Below are 20,791 nucleotides of genomic sequence, written 5' to 3' on the forward strand. Positions count from 1 at the left end.
TGTAAAAAATATGAAAAGAAATAAAGTAATATTGGTAGATGAACAGGATCACGTAGTAGGTGAAATGGACAAAATGGAGGCGCATGAAAAAGGAATTTTGCATCGCGCATTTTCTATTTTCATTTTTAACACCAAAGGACAGATGCTCATTCATCAACGAGCGAATGAAAAATATCATGGTGGCGGATTGTGGACGAATGCATGTTGCTCGCATCCACAATTAGATGAAGATATTGAGGAGAGCGCAAAAGAGCGCTTACAGTTTGAAATGGGATTACAATGTGAACTGAAAAGAGTGTTTTCATTTATTTATCATACCCCTGTGGAAAATAATCTCATCGAACACGAATATGATCACGTACTTGTGGGATATACGGATAGGGAACCTGTACCTAATGTCAATGAAGTCATTAATTATAAGTGGATCGATCGGTTAGATCTGCTTCAACAGATTGCTGCTGAGCCCGATGCCTTTACCTATTGGTTTAGAATAGCATTGCCCCAAATCATAAAACATATATAGTGCGGTTTAGTTACTTGAATTTTAAAATTTAAGTTATTACTAAATCTCGTTTCTTCGGGGGTGATTAACTCTAAAATCTTAGCAGCACCTGAATATATGGTCCTTTTTAGATGTTGTGATTACTAAATAACTTTCTACTGGGATTATCTGAGATATGATATACCATATGTGTATAGTGCTTTTACCATTTTAATTTTCCTATATCGCAGTATGATGCAAAATTATACTGTGTTTATTTTTGCATGTTCTTGCAAAATATTTTAACACATCTTTTTTCTACATCGTTTTCGTATGCCGTGCAATCGATTGCTTAGTCTGAGCGATAGTATACGTGGTTTTTTTTTGTTTAGACTTGTTTCACTATAACCAAATGTTACACGAATAAAAACCTAATACATAGAATATGGTTAAAAACAATTACTCAAATAAGAAGGAGTGGTCAAGATTATATTTTCATCTTGCACTTTTAACACCACTTTCGCTGACCATGCTACCTAATCTGGCAAGTGCAAATATGCTTTCGCCCAAGGTATTGGTGTACACTCAATCTATAGTGCAACATAACATTTCTGGTAAAGTGGTTGATGCAACTGGTAGGGGTGTCAGCGGTGTTACAGTGAGAGAAAAAGGAGGCAAAAGCTCCACTTCAACAGATAACAATGGAAGCTACACTCTTGCAGTAAGTTCCCTCAACCCCATTTTGGTATTTAGTTCGATCGGTTATATCAGTCAGGAAATTGCTGCAACAAGTGCCGCAATGGTAACTTTGAAACCAAATGAAGATATTCTTGAAGAGGTCGTGGTAGTTGGGTATGGTAATCAAAAGAAAACCAATCTAACGAGTGCAGTTTCACAGATCGATTCAAAAGTATTAAAGGATCGACCTGCACCTACAGTAGTCAATATGCTCCAAGGCGCCGCTCCGGGACTTGTAATCTCTAGACAATCAGGTCGACCCGGAGCACAAGGATTAGATATTCAGGTGCGCGGAGCTACTTCTGCAAATGGCAGTGTTTCCCCCTTAATTGTAATTGATGGAGTAATCAGTTCGGAAGCAACTTTTACGGCATTGAATCCGAATGATATCGAGAATATTAGTGTGCTTAAAGATGGGGGCGCGACTGCTATTTATGGTGCTCAATCTGCAGGAGGAGTATTATTAGTTACAACAAAGAAAGGACAGAAAGGTAGAAACCGTATTTCTTTAATGAGTAATATGGCTTGGCAACAACCGGCCAATATGCCTAAAAGATTATCGTTGATCGATGAAATGAACTATGTTAACCTTGGTAAAATTAATGCGGGTGATGCACCTGAATATAATGCCGAAGATCTGGATTATGCTGTTAATGGCCCTACTTTTGTTTTAGGGGCCAACAACCTTTGGAGAACATATAATCGGGAAAGCATAATTGACCAGACCGTGCGTAAATCTTATAACCTGTATAATCATAACCTGCAGTTTTCCGGTGGTAGCGATAATATTACCTACATGGCTTCTTTAGGTAATATGACGCAACAGGGAATGTTCAAAGTTGGAGAAGATCATTTTGAACGGTGGAATGCACGTCTTAACCTTTCTGCGCGTGTCAATTCGTATCTTAAGCTGGATCTGGGAAGTTCCTTTATCGATCAAGCAACAGATAACCCGCAGGACGGGGGCTATGGCATTGATGGAGGTGGAAATGGTTTATTAAGACAGTTGTATTCTTCACGAATGCGTTTTCCACTTTACAACGAAGATGGTACTTATTATCGCAGTGGTACATCATCGGCATTTGGCTATGCTTTATTGAAAGATGGTGGTTTTAACAGGGATCGCAGCAGTACATATTTCAATAATGTGACAGCAACGGTTAATAATTTTGTGAAGGGACTCGAAGTGAAAGCGATGTATAGCCGTGAAGATATTAATAGACAAAATAGAAATTTTAGAAGAACGGTTACATATTTTTCTGGTCCTTTACCAACTTCAGCGACTCAATTAAATAATCCAAATAATTATTCAATAACGGATTATAAAACCATTAGACAGAATTATCAAGCTATCATAGACTATGACTTTAAGCTATCTTCGGATCATAATTTTCATGTGATGGGCGGCTACCAGTTGTATACTTATGATTATCAAACGGTAAATGCAACAACTAAAAATCTGTACGTGAATGATAATCCAAGTCTAAATTTTACGACAGATGCGTTAAATAAATCAAATTTACAACTGGGTGAGCGGGAAAAGATGCAATCCTACTTTGGACGCTTCAATTACAATTACAAAGAAAAATATCTTTTTGAAGCTACTGTACGGAGTGACGAGAGTTCCCGCCTATCTGTCGGTGATCGTGTGAAAGTTTTTCCTTCGTTTTCTGCTGGTTGGAATATGTCTAAGGAATCTTGGTTTGATGGTATTTCAGGAGTTTTTGATGAATTGAAACCACGCGCCTCTTGGGGTAAAGTAGGTTCAAAACAGGGAATAGGCTATTATGACTTTATCTCTCAGTTGTTAAGTAAATCAGATGTTGTGCTAGGAGATGTTAGACAGACCTATTTGTATCAGGATTTATTACCTGCTGTTGGTTTATCCTGGGAAACTGTAGAAACTCAAAACTTTGGTTTGGATTTCAGTTTAATGAACAGAAAATTGAAAGGATCGTTTGATTATTATAATAAATTTAACAATAACATGTTGGTGGAGGTCAGTTTACCTGAAACTTTAGGTATTAGAGTGCCAAAATCCAATGACGGAAAGTTGAAAACCTGGGGATGGGAGGCCGCAATAAGTTATAATGATAAAGTAGGTCAAGACTTTACATACGGTGTGGCTTTTAATTTAGCAGACAATCAGAATAAATTAGTTAAATATGGTGGTGCAAATGATATCATAAACGGTGGGGTAAATGAAAGAGTAGAAGGGTATGCGTTGAATTCAATATGGGGATACCTAACGGACGGTTATTTTCAAAATGAGGCAGAAGTTGCACTGGCTCCAAGTTATAAAGATTTTATCAATAAAACAGGAGTTCCTGGAATTGGCGATGTACGATACAAAGATATTGATGATGATAAGAAGATTGGTATAGGTGATGGTAAACTTAGCAATACCGGTGATCTGGTATATCTAGGAGATATCAACCCACGTTACCAGTTTGGTTTTAATGTTAATATGGGCTACAAGAATTTTGATTTTAGCTTCTTTATTCAAGGAATTGCAAAACGTAAGTTTAAGCCAAGCAATGAATTGATCCAACCTTTATTGTATTCGTATTATTTACCGGTGAGTTTCCAAACCGATTATTGGACTCCTGATAATAGGGATGCTGCTTTTCCAAGACCATATTTAAGTGGGGATCATAATTTTCAGAGTTCTGATAAATGGTTTTTGAATGGTGCTTATGCTCGATTAAAAAATATTCAGCTAGGCTATACCTTAACCAAAGAAAAGTTACCTAGATTACCCTTTTCTAGAGTTCGCATATATGCATCAGGTGAAGATTTATTGACATTCTCTAGGATGGGTGTTTTTAAGGGAAGTATTGATCCTGAAATGAAAACGACAGATAAGAATGAACCAACACGTACGATCTCTAATCCTTATCCCTTTACGACTTCGTTCTCATTTGGTTTAAACATTGATTTTTAATTGATTATCATCATGAATAAAAGATTTATATATTTACTATTAACTTCTCTATCATTCGGTTCTGTTGTTTCCTGTGATATACATGAAGTTCCCGAAACAACTGTAAGTGATGTTAACTTCTGGAATACAGTGAGCGATCTGCGTATGGCAGCGAACTATTTTTATAGTACGCTCCCTGGTTTAACATTAAAGGACGTATCGATGGATAACTGGTCTACAGATGCTTATCCCAACAATAATGGGGATAAAATCAGTGATGGTTCCCGCGTAAAACCAGCGGAAAGTGATGATTATGATTATTACAAAATATTTCAGGCTAATCAACTTATCGAAAAATCCCAGCAGGTACTGGACAAAGGAGGGAATGCAACACAGGTAGGCTGGTATGTTGGAGAGGCTCGTTTCTTTAGAGCACTTTATTATTTCGAAATGTTTAAACGTTTTGGTGGTGTACCGTTAATCACTAAGACAATGGGGGTTGATGACCCTGATGTATATTTACCAAGAGCAAGTCGTGATGAAGTACTCAAATTAATTTTTGATGATCTGGATTATGCAACTTCTGTTTTACGGACTGCAGATGAAATAAATGCGGCGAAAGAATATGGACGAATATCTAAAACAGGAGCCTTGGCGTTGAAATCTCGTATTGCACTATTTGAAGGTACTCGTGAGAAATATCATCATTACGGAGATGCAACCAAACACCTTACGATGGCTAAAGATGCAGCAGAAGCAGTGATCAGCTCAAATGTTCATAGTTTGTTTACGCAAAAAAGTACTGGTACAAAAGGCGAAGTGCTGAATAATGCTTACTTTAATCTTTTTCAGGAAGCCGGTGATGGCCGTGCTAATAAAGAAAATATCGTTGCAAAAGTATATGGGGTAAGCCGTGAAAATGCCATTGTATCAACTGCTGTGCAGCGTTACTACGAAGGAGGGACAATCGTACCCACACAAAACTTTGTAGATAACTATTTAATGGCAGATGGACTGCCTATTGATAAATCACCGTTATACCAAGCACCGAATAAAACGATGACACATGCTCAGTACTTTAATAAGAAAGATCCGCGCATGAGCTTTACCTTATTCAAACGTGGAGATGAGTTTATATCGAGCAGTGATTACACAATTCCACATCCCACACAACAAAGAAGTGGTTATGGTATACGTAAATACGCGAATAAGAATTTCTGGAATTTGCAGGCATCTTATATAGATAGACCTTTTATACGCTATGCTGAGGTTTTGTTAAATTATGCTGAAGCGGTGTATGAATTGAATGGAGCTATATCTGACATTGTTTTAGACCAGACGATCAATGCGCTAAGAGATAGATTGCCACAGATTAATATAGGGACGGATACTAATCCTAATTTTGTAAGTATGGCTAAGTTGACGAATGCTTTTGTCAATGCCAACGGCTTAAATATGCTAACGGAAATACGGCGTGAGCGTAAAGTGGAACTGTCTTTTGAAGGTTTAGCTTATTGGGATTTGATACGTTGGAAGACTGCTGAGTTCGAATTGCCAAAAACACTTTATGGAAGTTATCTATTTAGTGAGTACTTAACCGACTCTGGTCAGAAATGGGATGCATCGACAACGAAGGTTAACGATAAAAATTATATCATACTTCAAGATGCATCGTTGAGAAGGTTTGATGAAAAAAAGGATTATTTATGGCCATTGCCAACTTCTGAACTCGCTAAAAATGTAAAGTTAGAACAGAACCCTAACTGGTAGTATTGAAAAAAAGCACGGGATTTAATTCCGTGCTTTTTTACCTTTAGTAATACACATTTTTATTCTTAATAGAGTAAAATCTGTCACGTTTCATAGAAATGATAGGATGAAGATATCATATATCATACAGTTTCTCATGTAAAGGTGTTTTTCATTAATGGTATTTTATTCTGTGTTATTCTCAAAAAAGATAGAACCTGCATAAGTTGGATTGCTAAAACCTTTATCGTAAAGTAACCTCTGAAAATGAGTTGAAAATTCAAGTAGAACTTTTTTAACCACTTGAAAATTTAACACTTAAGTGTTATGATTTATTATTACTTTAGATGGGAATTGCTAACCATTCAATTTTATAAACCAAAGCCATAATAAATACATGAAACTACTGCGCTTCATTACCTTTTTTAATTTAATTTTTCTTAGTCTTTTTACACAGGCACAATCAATCTCCAAAATAGCGATTCACTTGGATCGAACCGAGTATTTTCCTGGGGATACAATCTTGTTTAAGGGATATGTAGTGACAGATGGTGTTTTGGATAGTGCTATACGAAATGTCTATATTGATTGGGCTGATGGAGAGGGGGCGGTACTGGAAAATAATGTTTATGTTGTGGTTGATGGAGTTTTTGCAGCTCAGTATTTGGTGCCTAAAAACTATACAGAACATCGAATTTTATTGAATGCTTTTACAAAAAATACGGTTGATTTTCCTAATCTGATTTATGATAAAAGTATTGCTATTTATCAAAAAGATGAGAAAATTGTATTGAATGGCGGAATGAGTCAAATACCCGAATTGATAATGTATCCGAAAATAAAACATATGCTGCTCCATGAACCAGTTGGATTCCTCTTTAAAAATCCAGTAAATATTTTTTTTAAGGGACAAATCAAAACAGCCGATGGAAAAGTGGTAGAAGAATTTGAAAGCGATAAAAATGGAGAAGTCAATGTATTCCTAACTCCTGAGGCCAACGAATATATTTTGGAATGGCAGATGGTAGGTGGTGAAAAAATTAAAACAGTATTACCTAACGTTGTTGATCATGGTTATAAGATAACTGTAGGAGAAAGTGCAGATAAATATAAACTGACGGTTTCTAAAGTTGGAAAAATAAACGATGAAGTTATTGTTCAAGCTTATCTCGATCACCAGAAATTATTTGATGAAAAAGTAATTATAAAGGATGGGCAAGATGTAAAAACACTTGTATTGCCAAAGGATGGATTAGTAAATGGTGTTCTCCAATTTTTGTTGTACGATATAAATGGAAATCTATTACAAAAAGAAGGTTTGATCACTAAAAGTCAAGAAACTTTTATAACGCCAGATGTTAGCTTTGTCAATCGTTCTTCGGAACCATTGGGGAAAAATTTGTTACGTGTTCAATTGCCAGAAGGTGAGCTGGCGAATGTTTCAGTTTCTATTATTGATGGAATTTTTCCATTAGATAGCACTGCTACGATGATATCAGATCTCTTATTTAAAAATATAGCAAAAAAGCCATTTGAAAATCAATTTGTTCAAGACATTACTAAAGATGAGCGATACATTGCAGCATTATCCAAAGATGAATTTATTATACCAGATAATGGTAAAAGGAAACCAGATGATATATTACTATTACATGGTAAAATGGAATTAAAAGAAAAGGGTAAGAAAAAAATAGAAAAGACTTTAGACAACTTAGCTGAGGATGGAAAAGCGAAGCGTGGTATTTCATTTGGGTATCAAGGTGAACTGGACCCGGTTATGCGTTATATGGAAGTACCTTTTGATGGCGAGAATAGTTTTAAAATAACGGACTATGTTCCATTTGATACCGTACAGTTACGTGTCACGCAGGTGGAGGATAAAATGAGGTTCATACCTTTTAAAGTGAATTATACTTTTTATGATATGTCCAAGGTAGATACTTTGAGAAATATACCATATGCAGGATCGTTATGGATAAACACGGAAGTAGAAAAAAATCCGTTACTTGATAATTTTAGAACTCGGTATATGGCGACTTTGTTGAAAAGGGATATAACCAAACTTGATACAGTAAAGATTAGCGGCAAAATAGTAAATGAACAAAGGGTAAAAGATTTGAATAATAAATATGCTAAAAGTGGACTATTTTCAAAAGATGGAAGGGGCATAGATATTCAGGGCGACAAAGAGGCCAAAGGTAGTTTTAACCTGTTTACTTATCTACAGCTGGGTAAGATTGCGGGATTACAGATTATTAGTCAACCCATGACAAATGTGCCAATCGTGAAATTTAAAAGTGATGTTGTCGCATATTATATCAATGAGATCGAAACAACTGCGGAGGAAGTAAGCTACCTGGCTATGAATGAAATTGCTTATGTGAAGGTAATTGAAGGACCTACGCCAACGGTTAGTCGTGGACCTGTGGTCGCCGTTTATACGCTCCCGTCCTCTGAAGTGGTACGAGATAGAGGAAGGTTAGTTGATTTGCAGAAAGTTAAAGGATATACATCACTCCGCCCTTTTCAGAGTGTAAATGAAAATTTAAATTTAAGCGGTTTTGGAGATCGTATTACATTGTACTGGAATCCCATACTGGTTTACTATAAGAACGTTGCAGCAAAAGAGATCGAATTTTTAAATAATAATCGAGCAGGAAAGGTACAGGTCACGATCCAAGGTATCACAAAATCGGGAAAACTCGTGTATTTTCAAAAAGTAATGTAGATGGATAAGTAAAGACTAATAGGAGAACGTTTGAAAATTTGTCTTCAAAATAAAATAGGGTAGTGCATCAACTCATTGCAATGCACTACCCTATTTTATTTTGAACGTTATGAGAGGTCGTATCTATTTAACCTGTGAATGATTGGCTAGTAAGAAATCTCTTTTGACTAAAGCAACATCACATTCCATCATTTCTTTTACTAAACCTGCAAGATCGTATTTCGGCTTCCACCCTAATTGTGTGTTTGATTTAGTTGGGTCACCTACCAATAAATCGACTTCAGTCGGTCTGTAATATTGTGGATCAACTTTTACAACAACTTTCCCGATTTCTAATTGATAATCGGGGTGATTACAGGCTTTTACTTTTGCAACTTCAGCAGCTTCACTGCCTTCAAATTCGAGTTCTATACCTATTTCAGCAAATGCCATACGTACAAACTCACGAACAGAAGTGGTTACCCCTGTTGCGATGACAAAATCTTCGGCTACATCTTGTTGCAAGATAAGCCACATGGCTTCCACATAGTCTTTTGCATGCCCCCAATCGCGCTGTGCATTGAGATTACCTAAGTATAAGCATTCTTGTTTGCCGTGTGCAATGGCAGCTGTAGCCATCGTAATTTTGCGAGTAACAAAAGTTTCACCTCTTCGTGGCGATTCGTGGTTGAAAAGAATACCATTGCAAGCATACATCTTATATGCTTCACGATAGTTTTTCGTAATCCAAAAACCATAGATCTTTGCGACTCCATAAGGTGATCTCGGATAAAATGGTGTAGTTTCTTTCTGAGGAACTTCTTGAACCAAACCGTATAATTCGGAAGTAGATGCTTGATAAATCCGTGTTTTTTTCTCTAGATCTAAGATGCGTACAGCTTCAAGAATACGTAATGTTCCGATACCGTCGACATTCGCTACATATTCTGGTGAATCAAAAGATACTTTAACATGTGACATCGCCCCCAGATTGTAAATTTCATCAGGTTGTACTTCTTGAATGATACGGATGATATTAGTTGAATCGGTCAAATCTCCATAATGCAACTTAAAATTGACATGGTTTTCATGTTGGTCCATATAAATATGGTCAATACGCTGTGTGTTGAAAGAGGATGCTCTACGTTTGATACCATGTACCATATAGCCTTTTTCTAATAATAGTTCTGCTAAATATGAGCCATCCTGTCCGGTTACACCAGTGATTAATGCAATTTTCATCTTAATTATATGCTTAATTTAAGTAGTATTGAATACTTATAATTTTACTTCTTTGTAGTTATCCTGATTTTCTAAAAACCATTGATAGGTTGTCTGAATACCATCCTTTAATTCAATTTGATGTTTCCATCCCAATTCATGCATCTTACTTACGTCCATAAGTTTGCGTGGAGTTCCATCGGGTTTACTGCTGTCCCAGTTAATTTCTCCTTGGTGACCGACAACAGATTGAATGAGAGTGGCTAAATCTTTGATACTAAGATCTACTCCTGTACCGACATTATATAGGTACTCAGGAAGCTTATTTTCTAACGCAAATGCAACAGCTCGAGCTAAATCATCCACAAATAAAAATTCGCGCATCGGACTTCCAGATCCCCATAAGTTGACTGTGGTATGTCCTTCTAATTTCGCTTCGTGAAATTTTCGAATCATCGCTGGCAGGACATGTGAACTTGTGAGATCAAAATTATCATGTGTGCCATATAAATTTGTAGGCATAAGGCTAACATAATCTTTTCCAAATTGATTACGTATCGCCTGACATGCTTTAACCCCCGCAATCTTTGCCAAGGCATACCATTCATTTGTTGGCTCTAGACTATCCGTCAATAAACTGGATTCTTGTAAAGGCTGCGGTGCAAATTTGGGATAAATACAAGAAGAACCTAGGAAAATAAACTTTTCAACATCGTTTTGTAATGACTCGTTTATAAGGTTGTTTTGAATTTGCATGTTATCCATCAAGAACTGATAAGGATAATTGTTATTGGCTAATATACCACCTACTTTTGCAGCAGCATCAATTACAATGGCTGGCTTTTCATTCCTGAAAAATTCCTGTACTTCGGACTGGTTTCTTAAATCCAGTTCAGCAGAACTTCGTAAAACGAAATTATGGTAACCTAAGTTCTCTAAATTTCTTTTGACTGCTGAACCAACCATACCACGATGACCTGCTATATATATTTTTTTGTCTTTCATCTTTGTTCTTACTCTATTTACAGACTGGATGATATGAAAAAGGAAATCAGTATTGCTAAATAATAGCTCATTATATTGAACTCTTTGAGTACATATAAATTTGACTACCGGATTCTCATCCAAAATACTTGAATCGAATGAATTTATTTTTTATAAATAGCAACCCGATGAAGAATTCGATGGCAAATTACGAAAGAATAATTGGAATTGTATGAGAAATAAATGTATTAAAATATTTGAAGAGAGCCTTTAGAGATGGATAAATTCAATGTGAAACAAACAGGAGATTAAGACAACGACTGTACAGCTTTTATTCACAGATATAAAACTCAAAAAAAATAACCCACCTATATGTAGTAAAGCGGGTTATTTATTGTTTTGTAACGATATTTATTTATCGCATATTAAGTGTTTAAAATAACTTTTTCTTCAAGATGGTCGTCCAAATCTTTAAATATCGAATTCTGTGACTTAAATTCTGGAACAATTTTCTTAAGCTGTAGCACTAGTTGCATGTCATTGATATCACTTTTGTCAAACGAAGTAATGTCACGGCTCAACTGCTCAATTAGATGACATTTTTCAGCTATGTCTTCTCGATTTACTTGAGCGATCATAATTTTAGGATGATGCGTTTTTTGTGTATTCTCATCATTCGCTAATAATTCCTCAAATATTTTCTCGCCTGGTCTTAACCCTACGATCTTAATATCAATATCTTCAGGATAACGGTAACCTTTCAGCTTGATCATGCGCTTGGCCAAATCTATAATTTTGACAGATTTACCCATATCAAAAACAAAGATTTCTCCACCATTGCCCATAACACCAGCTTCTTGAACTAATAGACAAGCTTCTGGTATAGTCATAAAATATCGTGTGATGTCTTCATGTGTCAGTGTCAATGGCCCACCTTGCTCCATTTGTTTTTCAAATAATGGAATAACAGATCCATTTGACCCTAATACATTCCCAAATCGTGTCACAATGAAATTGGTTTTTCCTAATGCGCTACAGCTATTGACATATATCTCAGCCGCCCGCTTTGTCGCTCCCATGACATTAGTTGGGTTGACAGCTTTATCTGTAGATACCATGACAAACTTATGGATACCATATGCGACAGCCAAATCTGCCATGTTTTTACTGCCAATTAAATTGGTCCAGATAGCTTCATATGGGTTTTGTTCCATTAAAGGAACATGTTTATACGCCGCCGCATGAAAAATCATCTGTGGGCGATAACGTTTAAAGATCCGTTCCAAAAATAGCTTATCACGAACGTCACCAACAATACACTTAACGCGATCGGGATGAGAAGCTTTTAGCGATTGTTGAAGATCGTAAAGTGGTGATTCGGCTTGATCCAATAAAATAAGGTGACGGTAATTGCGTTGTGAAATCTGACGGGATAATTCTCCTCCGATCGAACCGGCAGCACCAGTTATCAAAATTACTTTATTGTCCAATTCTGCATCAATTCCCGGATTTTCAATCTTAATCGCTTTTCTTCCTAATAAGTCCTCAATCTTTAGTGGACGAATCTCACGTTTGGCACCAGAATTTAACATAACCCGTGAATTCGGCATGATTTTCAGTTCAAGGTTAAGTTGTTGAAAATGGTCTGTTACTTGTACTAACCTTTCGGGATCATTGTTTTCCACTGCAATAATAACTTCTGATATATTGAATTGGTCAATGAAGGCTTGATCTATTTTTTCTAGATAGAGTATACGTAATCCCGTAATACGTTTACCTACACGTGAAACTTTATCTTCGACAAACGCAACAACATGATTTTTGATACGGCGGTCTTCACGTAAAAGTGAGTAAGCTACTAATCCAGGTCTGGAAGCTCCAAAAATTAATACATTTCGATTTTTCCGATTGGGAAGAAAAAGCATGTCATAAATACTCCGATAAGTCACACGAGCCGCAACCAGCATCACCATCGTGAAAAAGCTGTGCATAAAAAGTATGATGTAAGAGAGACGTAAGAAATCGCCAGCAATTGTTCCTTTTGGAATATAGTAACGAATAGCAATCGTTGGTATTGCTAACAACATAAAGGCCAACCACACCGTTTTAAATATCTTTATAGCATCTTGAATACCAGTTTGACGAATAATGCCTTTATAGGTCCCCATTATCGAAAAAGCAAAGCTATATACCAGTAAAATAAGAATACTTTTCTTCAGCATCATGGCCGTCGAATATTGTTCATGCATGCTGTTAAAAATGAAATTAGAAATAGCATAACAGACAAATACGATAAACAAATCAATTAAAAGAATAACCCATCTTGGATTGTCTTTTCGAAATTTTCTCTTTAGCAGCGTAAGGTTAATCATGAAACATGTTTCAAATAGTAGGTGATTTTATTACAATAACTTTGATATAAGATAGATGTTGAAACAACTACCTAATTTTAAAAATTGTTGGTTTTTGTTGTCAGTAATACCCTATTCAAATTTCCCATCATGAAGTAAAAATCGTGCCAAGATATTCATGATAATGAAATATGATTAATAAAAGAAATACTGATTACAGCTAATTCGGCCGTTGGTCTACTAAATAAGTAAAAGGAATAAAAGATGTAAAAAATAATCTGTTCCAATTTATTCGAGTTCTTTTCTTTCATCATTTATTGTAAAATGATATATTCATTGTCCAATGGCTTGTAGCTACAAATCTACATAAATTTAATTGTTACAGTGATTTTTTTTCTCTTTCAAGGGATAATTTTTGTTAAATATTCGAGGAATAACTGAAAAATAATTCATTATACTGATTTAAATGGTTCAGTATTTTAGTAAACAATTTATATGTTACTGAGGTGTTCTTTGATTTTCTGTTTGTATGTACAGTTTTATGTTCATGGATTAACAATGATAGTAACCTAGATTTTGCACAGTTTTTCTTGCAAATACTTGAATTACTGCATTTTTTTATGGTAGCTTTGCGCCAGAATAGGAAATCGATCATGAAAGATAAAATAAAACTGTACAGTTATTTTAAGCTCATGATAGGCAGTATTATTGTCGCTGTGCTATCTGGACTTTTGGCGTATACACTCAAACATCTCACTACCCATTGGCAAGATTATCTGTTCGAGCATGTGTCGCAAATAAATCATTATCTCTATATTATTTTTCCATCCATAGGTATTACCATCATCTATTTTTTACGGAAATACGTATTTCAAAATAAAAAAAATAAGGGCATTCGTGAAATTTACCGTTCACTGGATACACGTCAGGATCATCTTCCATTATATAAAATTCCATCACATTATATAAACGGTTTTCTTACGGTTATTTTTGGAGGATCTACAGGTATAGAGGTTTCTACGGTAGTGGCTACTGCTACATTGGGCAACCAGATGAGTAAAGGAGGCTGGGCACCGATGAAATATAAGCGCGAGCTCATCTGTGCAGGCGTGACAGCTGGTGTCGCCGTGTTGTTTGGAACTGTTTTAGGCGGTTGGTTTTTTGCCATTGAAGTGATCGCTCGAGGATTGAAGAAAACTGTTTTGTTAAGCTGTACTATAGCTGGAATTGTTTCTTCTATAGGAATTTATTATTTTGAAAAAGAACCATTGTTATCCTTTCCAGTTGTGGAGTGGCATTGGTATGGACTGCCGTTTATGATGTTGGTCGCTGTATTCGGAGCAGTATTGGCTACTTATTTTATGAAACTGGTCTTGACTTCTAAAAAACTTTTTGCTCGAATAAATAGTAATTTTTTGAGAGTTAATATTGGTGCACTTACCGTTGGAAGTTTTATTTTGTTCTTTCCAGCCTTGTACGGAGATAGTTATCACGGTCTTCAGCAAATGATCAAATTATCTACAGCATCACAGGGAGCAGTGATGATTCCGATATCATTACTGATTCTGGTCATGTTGAAACCCTTGGTCGCATCCCTTACTTTGGGCGCCGGTGGTGATGGTGGAGTATTTGCGCCAAGTATTGTTGCTGGGGCTTTTTTGGGTATGGCAGTGGCATTGTTTTGCAATATGATTTTTGGTTTAGATTTATTGATTTTAAATTTTGCCTTGGTAGGTGCCGCTTCGACATTAGCAGCTGCTATTCATGGTCGTTTCACTGCCTTGTTCTTGATCTGCAGTATGGCTCCGGGTGCATATATCCTACTATTTCCAGTAGCAATTGCAGTATTGATCGCTTATGCAGTAGCAAAAAAGATAAACCCTTATAATGTCTATACGTATCCTGAAATAGCAAAGTAGTGGCTGTATTTCTTGCTTGTGTTATAAGTTTTTAAATAAAAGATGGAAAAGTCTTTTATTGTTTTTATCTTTGTGAGACTTAGAGATGAGTTTATTTATTTTAAGTTTATCATATAAAAATGATTAAATATAGCAATTAGCCACGTTTCTAGTACTTTGTTTCATAAAGCATTTTTTTACAACAATAAAAGATGTAATTATCTTTTATTTTTATTAATATAACATGACAGCAGATCAAAAACAATTAGTTAAGGCTACTGTGCCAATTTTAAAAGAGCATGGTGTGTTATTGACAACACATTTTTATAAACGTATGTTTGAGCATAACCCTGAATTGAAACATGTGTTCAATATGGGCAACCAGCAGAATAATAAACAGCAGACAGCGCTAGCAATGGCCGTACTGGCATACGCAGAGCATATCGAAAGCCCAGGTGTATTGATGCCTGTTGTCAATGGTATCGGTCATAAGCATACCAGTTTATCTATCCGTCCGGAACATTACATGATTGTGGGCAATCACTTAATTGCATCCATTGCTGAGGTTCTAGGCGATGCTGCTTCAGTGGAACTGTTAGAGGCTTGGACTCTGGCTTATGGGCAACTTGCTTCTCTGATGTCTGATCACGAGCAGTCACTCTATAGTAAGCAAACTGCCAAAGTCGGAGGCTGGTCTGGTTGGAGACCTTTTGTTGTAAAGCAAAAAATTAAAGAATCGGAAGAGATTACCTCATTTTATCTTTATCCTAGTGATCGCGGACCAGTGGCTGATTTTCTGGCAGGCCAGTATATAAGCCTACGTTTATTCTTACCAGAATTGGATCTGTTGCAACCGCGACAGTATAGTATTTCATGTGCCCCAAATGGAAAATACTACCGTATTTCTGTGAAACGAGAAATCGGAACTAAACATCCTGACGGGATGATCAGTAACCATCTTCATAATCATGTGGAAATAGGTGACTTGGTCGATTTATCTGCGCCGGCGGGAACATTTGTGCTCCAACCAGAAAATCAAAACCCAAAAGTATTTATAAGTGGCGGAGTCGGACAAACTCCTTTGATGGCGATGCTTGAAGAATTGGTAAAAGATAAAGTAGAATCACCTATTCCAATTACCTGGATACACGGTTGTAGAAATGAGTCGGTGCATGCATTCAAGGATAGGCTTGCAGAAATCGCTAGGGATAATAAGATCGATCGCCATATTTTTTATGATCATATTGAGGAAACAGCAGCATTTGAGTATAAAGGCAGGGTAGAGCTTGCGCAAATAAAAAATGTGGTATTGCAACCGGAAGCAGAATATTTTATTTGTGGTCCGGCTCCCTTCATTTCAAAACATTATCATTTTTTATTGGAACATGGAGTTGAGAAGTCAGCCATTTATTTTGAAGAATTTGGACCAGCATCATTACAGTTGAATTAATCAAAAAATATTTATTACATCAGTGATTCTTTCCAAATCAAAAAGATAATAATCGATATTAAAAAAGACCAAGTTTCATTATGAAGCTTGGTCTTTTCTATTCACCATAATTTAACCTATTATATTAAAGGTGATATCTCCCACTAGCTTATTGCTCATCATGATCCCTTTTATATTTTATCGAAATCGATTTCGATAATTTCAACATTTTTAATGTTGAAATACCTTACCTTAGAAATTTAAAAGCAGGTAAATCCCACTCAAGGATATCTTTAATATTGTTTCAAATTATGGTTAATACAGAATATTCCGTTTAAATCTTATTGTTATGATAATACACTTTTTAATTTCAAATTTGGCATCAACAGATATGATGACTCTTTTTATCAAGAAAAGTGAATACAGCATCTTAATGCTGGTGGCGAACTACTAGAGGAGTTAAATTGAGTGAATACATGAATAGGGTTATTTCCAAATTTATATCAACATAGATCTTATGAAGAAGTTATTGATGTGCTTATTGCTTTTACAAATTTGTTTTTTTGCAGTGGTAAAGGCAGATGAACTAAATTTATTAAGCGGAAAATTTAATCCAGCAGATCTCCAACGAGATCTGCTTCCGACTAAGCAATGGGTTCCATTCCCAGAATATCAGGATCGAGCAGCTTGGTCTGAGTTGACGAAAACAATAGCTGGTACTTTATTAAATAAAGGAAATAGTGATCTAGATTATCAATGGCAGGTTGTGAAAGCCTCAGATTACTTGGCTTATGAGCGTACAGGGTCACGTGTGATCATGGAGAAGCCGATGAATGAAAATGCGATCGCATTGAGCAACTTGTTTTTAGCCGAATTGGCTGAAGGAAAAGGACGTTACTTAGATCAGATTATCAATGGCATCTGGTACTTTACCGAGATGAGTACCTGGTCATTATCTGCACATCTACCCGCTTTTCAATCTTCAAAACGTACGCTACCACAAGAAGGTACACACGTCGTAGATCTAGTCGCAGGCGATATGGGATCCATGCTTTCTTGGATATACTATTACCTGCATCCTGAAATGGATAAGATTAATCCCGAGATTAGCAGGCGTCTAAAAAAATCAGTTCAGGATCGAGTTATTACACCCTATCTGAACCGCAATGATATGTGGTGGCAAGCACTTGCGGGAAAACCGAATCAGATGGTCAATAATTGGAATCCTTGGTGTAATTTTAATGTACTGACCTGTTTATTGCTCATCGAAGATGATGTCGAGAAACAGCGCGCCGGTATATATAAAACGATGCAATCTGTCGATATGTTTATGAACTATGTCAAAGCAGATGGAGCTTGTGAAGAAGGGCCTTCTTATTGGGGGCATGCGGCAGGTAAGCTCTACGATTACCTCAAGATCTTGGCAGATGCAACAGGTAATAAAATTAATATTTTCAATCAACCCGTGGTTCGAAATATGGGAGAGTATATTGCGCAGTCATATATCGGCGGAGATAATTGGGTTGTAAATTTTGCCGATGCTTCTGCAAAAGGCGGTGGTGACCCGTATTTGATATACCGTTATGGAAAAGCTGTCAACAGTACAGAAATGATCGATTTTGCACGTTATCTGCAAAATAAAAGAAAACCTTCTTTTAAATCAGATCGTGATATCTTCAGAAGTCTCGAAGATCTATTGAGTTTGAACGAAATTGAAAATGGGTCGGGAAAACTTCCAACAAATAGCTACAAGTGGTATCCGCAAACAGAATTCTTATACATGAAAGATGACGATTTATTTTTTGCTGCGAAAGGCGGTTATAATAATGAAAGTCATAATCATAATGACATCGGAACATTTATTCTATATCGTGCTGAAAAACCTATTTTTATCGATGCCGGTGTTGGTACATATAATAAAAAGACCTTTAGCAGTGAACGTTACGATATCTGGTCCATGCAAAGTGGTTATCACAACCTGCCACAGATCAATGGTCATGATCAAGTATTCGGAGCTTCATATAAGGCGCAAGATGTATCATTTGATCCGAAGAAAAAGTTGTTTAAACTGAATATTGCAGGAGCTTATTCAAGTCAGGCTGCGATCAGTTCATGGAATCGTAGTTATCAATTAAAAAACGGGGTGCTGGAAATAATAGATAAATTTGATCTTAAAACACCTACAGTATCTAATGTAATTCATTTTTTATTGGCAGAAAAACCGGTTGTTTCTGGGGGAAAGATTGCGTTGAATGGAGGAAAATATCATCTGGAATATAATGTTGCTGAATTTGATGCTGAATGTGAGGCTATTCCTCAGTCTGATATGAAACTAAGTCAGGTCTGGGGTGATGCTATCTTTAGATTATCATTGAAAGCGAAAAAAATAAAAGATAAAGGTACTTATATATTTACCGTCAAATAATTTTGAATGACTAGTATCCTTTGTGTTATTATAAAGAAAGATAGCACAGATTATATTGAGATGCTATTTAATTAAGAGATTTTATGTGTTTACTATTTATATTATGAAGATTTTTATGAAAAGAAAAATGTTGATTCCTTTATTGGGGCTTACAGTGGCAGGTTTAACACTAAGTTTTATACCTATAAAATTGCCATTTATCAAGAAAAGTTTTGAAGCTTCGGAAAAGCAATATATATACTTAGGAAAAGAAGCTGATAAATTGAGAAATTTTCCCAGAACAATAAATAAGAAAGGAGAGTTGGTCGTGACGAGTGAGTGGGATTGGACAGGAGGTTTCTTTCCTGGATCGCTTTGGTACATATACAACAAAACAGGTGACGAAGGAATAAAGAACGAGGCGATAAAGTGGACCGAGGCTTTAGAGAAAGCGAAAAACCTTGACCAGCACCATGATATTGGTTTTGTGATGTACTGTTCTTATGGTAATGCGATCAAATATCTCAAAGATCCAAAAAAGGTAGAAGCTTACAAAGATATTATCATTCACGCAGCTAATACGGCTTTAAAACGTTATAATCCAAAAGTAGGATTGATTAAATCGTGGAATAAAAAGAAGTCATGGGATGGCAAAACAACTTGGCAGTATCCTGTTATTATTGATAATATGCTGAATTTGGAGATGTTGTGTTATGTTTCGGATATTACAGGAGATCCTAAATTTAGAAATGTTGCGATCAGCCATGCAACCAAAACAATACAGAATCATTTCCGTCCGGATCACAGTACCTACCATGTTGTGGATTATGATGAAAATGGAAAAGCCATCCATAGGCAAACAAATCAAGGCTATGCTGATAATTCGACTTGGGCGAGAGGCCAGGCATGGGCAATCTATGGTTTTACGATGATGTATAAAGAAACCAAAAAGAAAGAGTTTCTGGAGACAGCTAAAGCTGCGGCAAGTTTTTATATGAATCATAAGAATTTACCTAAGGATAAGATTCCTTACTGGGATTTTAATGCACAGCAGGAAGGGTATAAGTCAGATCTTGACTTTGCCTACTTGAAGCTTGATTATATACCGAGAGATGCTTCAGCGGCGGCGGTTGTTGCATCAGCATTGGTGGACCTATCTACTTTTACTACAGGGAAAGAGAGTAGATCTTATTTAGACTTTGCTAAGTCAACTCTAAAAACATTATCTGGACCAGCTTATTTTGCTGACTATGGGACAAATGGAGGCTTTTTATTAAAACATAGTGTTGGAAGTATACCTCACAACTCGGAGATTGATGTGCCACTGGCTTATGCAGATTATTATTATTTGGAAGGTTTGACAAGATTGTCCGAATTGAAATAAGAAAATCTGTAAAGGAAAATATATTTTATATCGTATAGTTATGCTCAAGGATTTAAGTGTTCTTGAGCATATTTATGTTAGCATTTTTTTACGGTCGAAAAGAACCGTTAAAGAATCTTTTATGCTGGAGTTAAAAGATCGTATATCTGGATTTGAGTTTTTGCTGTTTGTAACAAAAAAAAGCAGCTTCCTGTGAGGAAGCTGCTTTTGCAAGAAAATATAATAGTAATTAGTTTATTCTTACATTAACAGCATTTAAGCCTTTTTTTCCGTTTTCAATTTCGTAGCTAACGCTATCGCCTTCTCTAACTTGGTCTTTTAAGCCTGAAATGTGTACAAATACATCGTCTCCACCATTTTCAGGGGTAATAAAACCAAATCCTTTAGTTTCATTGAAAAACTTTACAGTTCCTTTATTCATTTTATTTAAAAATTATATTGATACAAGGATAGGCTAAATATGTGATAATTTCCCAAAGGTGAGTAAAAAAGACTTTCAGATGACATTTCTGTTTTTTGTTA

Annotated in this window: 12 protein-coding genes; 8 read left to right on the plus strand and 4 right to left on the minus strand. The window is 36.0% G+C overall.

All coding sequences use genetic code 11. The features are described from left to right. Nucleotides 1-10: 10 nt before the first annotated feature. The 4 genes from idi (at nucleotide 11) to EDF66_RS04085 (ending at nucleotide 8,619) form a co-directional block, all read left to right on the plus strand. A complete protein-coding gene (gene idi / locus EDF66_RS04070) occupies nucleotides 11-523 on the plus strand; it encodes an isopentenyl-diphosphate Delta-isomerase (RefSeq protein WP_132840815.1) in 513 nt (170 codons plus the stop codon). A 403-nt stretch (nucleotides 524-926) separates the two neighbouring features. Beyond that, a complete protein-coding gene (locus tag EDF66_RS04075) occupies nucleotides 927-4,163 on the plus strand; it encodes a SusC/RagA family TonB-linked outer membrane protein (protein WP_207898451.1) in 3,237 nt (1,078 codons plus the stop codon). Nucleotides 4,164-4,175: 12 nt separating this feature from the next. Continuing rightward, nucleotides 4,176-5,912 (plus strand): RagB/SusD family nutrient uptake outer membrane protein, encoded by a 1,737-nt coding sequence (locus EDF66_RS04080; protein WP_132840817.1) that lies wholly within the window; start codon nucleotides 4,176-4,178, stop codon nucleotides 5,910-5,912. Between the two features lie 376 nt (nucleotides 5,913-6,288). Continuing rightward, nucleotides 6,289-8,619, plus strand: a complete 2,331-nt coding sequence (locus tag EDF66_RS04085) for a hypothetical protein (RefSeq protein ID WP_132840819.1) — start codon at nucleotides 6,289-6,291, stop codon at nucleotides 8,617-8,619. Between the two features lie 123 nt (nucleotides 8,620-8,742). Here the strand turns inward: EDF66_RS04085 and gmd are convergent, their stop codons facing one another. The 3 genes from gmd to EDF66_RS04100 form a co-directional block, all read right to left on the minus strand. Then, on the minus strand, nucleotides 8,743-9,840 hold the full coding sequence (gmd, locus tag EDF66_RS04090; protein ID WP_132840821.1) for a GDP-mannose 4,6-dehydratase: 1,098 nt from the start codon (nucleotides 9,838-9,840) through the stop codon (nucleotides 8,743-8,745). Between the two features lie 36 nt (nucleotides 9,841-9,876). Further along, the gene (locus EDF66_RS04095) at nucleotides 9,877-10,824 is read right to left on the minus strand and encodes a GDP-L-fucose synthase family protein (protein WP_132840823.1); all 948 of its coding nucleotides are present in this window, start codon (nucleotides 10,822-10,824) and stop codon (nucleotides 9,877-9,879) included. 404 nt (nucleotides 10,825-11,228) lie between these two features. Beyond that, nucleotides 11,229-13,175: a polysaccharide biosynthesis protein gene (locus EDF66_RS04100; RefSeq protein ID WP_132840825.1), complete on the minus strand. Its 1,947-nt coding sequence runs from the start codon at nucleotides 13,173-13,175 to the stop codon at nucleotides 11,229-11,231. A 632-nt stretch (nucleotides 13,176-13,807) separates the two neighbouring features. Between EDF66_RS04100 and EDF66_RS04105 the strand changes: the two genes are divergently transcribed. The 4 genes from EDF66_RS04105 to EDF66_RS04120 all read left to right on the plus strand — a co-directional run bounded on the left by EDF66_RS04105 (nucleotide 13,808) and on the right by EDF66_RS04120 (nucleotide 20,269). After that, nucleotides 13,808-15,073, plus strand: a complete 1,266-nt coding sequence (locus tag EDF66_RS04105; protein ID WP_132840827.1) for a chloride channel protein — start codon at nucleotides 13,808-13,810, stop codon at nucleotides 15,071-15,073. Between the two features lie 223 nt (nucleotides 15,074-15,296). Next, nucleotides 15,297-16,502, plus strand: a complete 1,206-nt coding sequence (gene hmpA / locus EDF66_RS04110; protein WP_132769486.1) for an NO-inducible flavohemoprotein — start codon at nucleotides 15,297-15,299, stop codon at nucleotides 16,500-16,502. A 496-nt stretch (nucleotides 16,503-16,998) separates the two neighbouring features. Continuing rightward, the gene (locus tag EDF66_RS04115) at nucleotides 16,999-18,906 is read left to right on the plus strand and encodes a heparinase II/III family protein (RefSeq protein ID WP_132840828.1); all 1,908 of its coding nucleotides are present in this window, start codon (nucleotides 16,999-17,001) and stop codon (nucleotides 18,904-18,906) included. A gap of 115 nt (nucleotides 18,907-19,021) precedes the next feature. Beyond that, a complete protein-coding gene (locus EDF66_RS04120; protein WP_207898453.1) occupies nucleotides 19,022-20,269 on the plus strand; it encodes a glycoside hydrolase family 88 protein in 1,248 nt (415 codons plus the stop codon). Nucleotides 20,270-20,498: 229 nt separating this feature from the next. On the opposite strand, the gene EDF66_RS04125 is transcribed toward EDF66_RS04120, so the two are convergent. Continuing rightward, a complete protein-coding gene (locus tag EDF66_RS04125) occupies nucleotides 20,499-20,690 on the minus strand; it encodes a cold-shock protein (RefSeq protein ID WP_021190047.1) in 192 nt (63 codons plus the stop codon). Between the last annotated feature and the right edge of the window lie 101 nt (nucleotides 20,691-20,791).

This window comes from Sphingobacterium sp. JUb20 (assembly GCF_004342035.1).
Classification (GTDB): Bacteria; Bacteroidota; Bacteroidia; order Sphingobacteriales; family Sphingobacteriaceae; genus Sphingobacterium; species Sphingobacterium anhuiense.

What these genes read in the sequence shown, in the direction of transcription:
- EDF66_RS04085 (WP_132840819.1), top strand. Translation starts at nt 6,289, where the DNA reads ATGAAACTACTGCGCTTCATTACCTTTTTTAATTTAATTTTTCTTAGT.
- EDF66_RS04125 (WP_021190047.1), bottom strand. Translation starts at nt 20,690, where the DNA reads ATGAATAAAGGAACTGTAAAGTTTTTCAATGAAACTAAAGGATTTGGT.
- EDF66_RS04115 (WP_132840828.1), top strand. Translation starts at nt 16,999, where the DNA reads ATGAAGAAGTTATTGATGTGCTTATTGCTTTTACAAATTTGTTTTTTT.
- EDF66_RS04120 (WP_207898453.1), top strand. Translation starts at nt 19,022, where the DNA reads ATGAAAAGAAAAATGTTGATTCCTTTATTGGGGCTTACAGTGGCAGGT.
- EDF66_RS04105 (WP_132840827.1), top strand. Translation starts at nt 13,808, where the DNA reads ATGAAAGATAAAATAAAACTGTACAGTTATTTTAAGCTCATGATAGGC.
- EDF66_RS04075 (WP_207898451.1), top strand. Translation starts at nt 927, where the DNA reads ATGGTTAAAAACAATTACTCAAATAAGAAGGAGTGGTCAAGATTATAT.
- idi (WP_132840815.1), top strand. Translation starts at nt 11, where the DNA reads ATGAAAAGAAATAAAGTAATATTGGTAGATGAACAGGATCACGTAGTA.
- EDF66_RS04095 (WP_132840823.1), bottom strand. Translation starts at nt 10,824, where the DNA reads ATGAAAGACAAAAAAATATATATAGCAGGTCATCGTGGTATGGTTGGT.
- hmpA (WP_132769486.1), top strand. Translation starts at nt 15,297, where the DNA reads ATGACAGCAGATCAAAAACAATTAGTTAAGGCTACTGTGCCAATTTTA.
- EDF66_RS04080 (WP_132840817.1), top strand. Translation starts at nt 4,176, where the DNA reads ATGAATAAAAGATTTATATATTTACTATTAACTTCTCTATCATTCGGT.
- EDF66_RS04100 (WP_132840825.1), bottom strand. Translation starts at nt 13,175, where the DNA reads ATGATTAACCTTACGCTGCTAAAGAGAAAATTTCGAAAAGACAATCCA.
- gmd (WP_132840821.1), bottom strand. Translation starts at nt 9,840, where the DNA reads ATGAAAATTGCATTAATCACTGGTGTAACCGGACAGGATGGCTCATAT.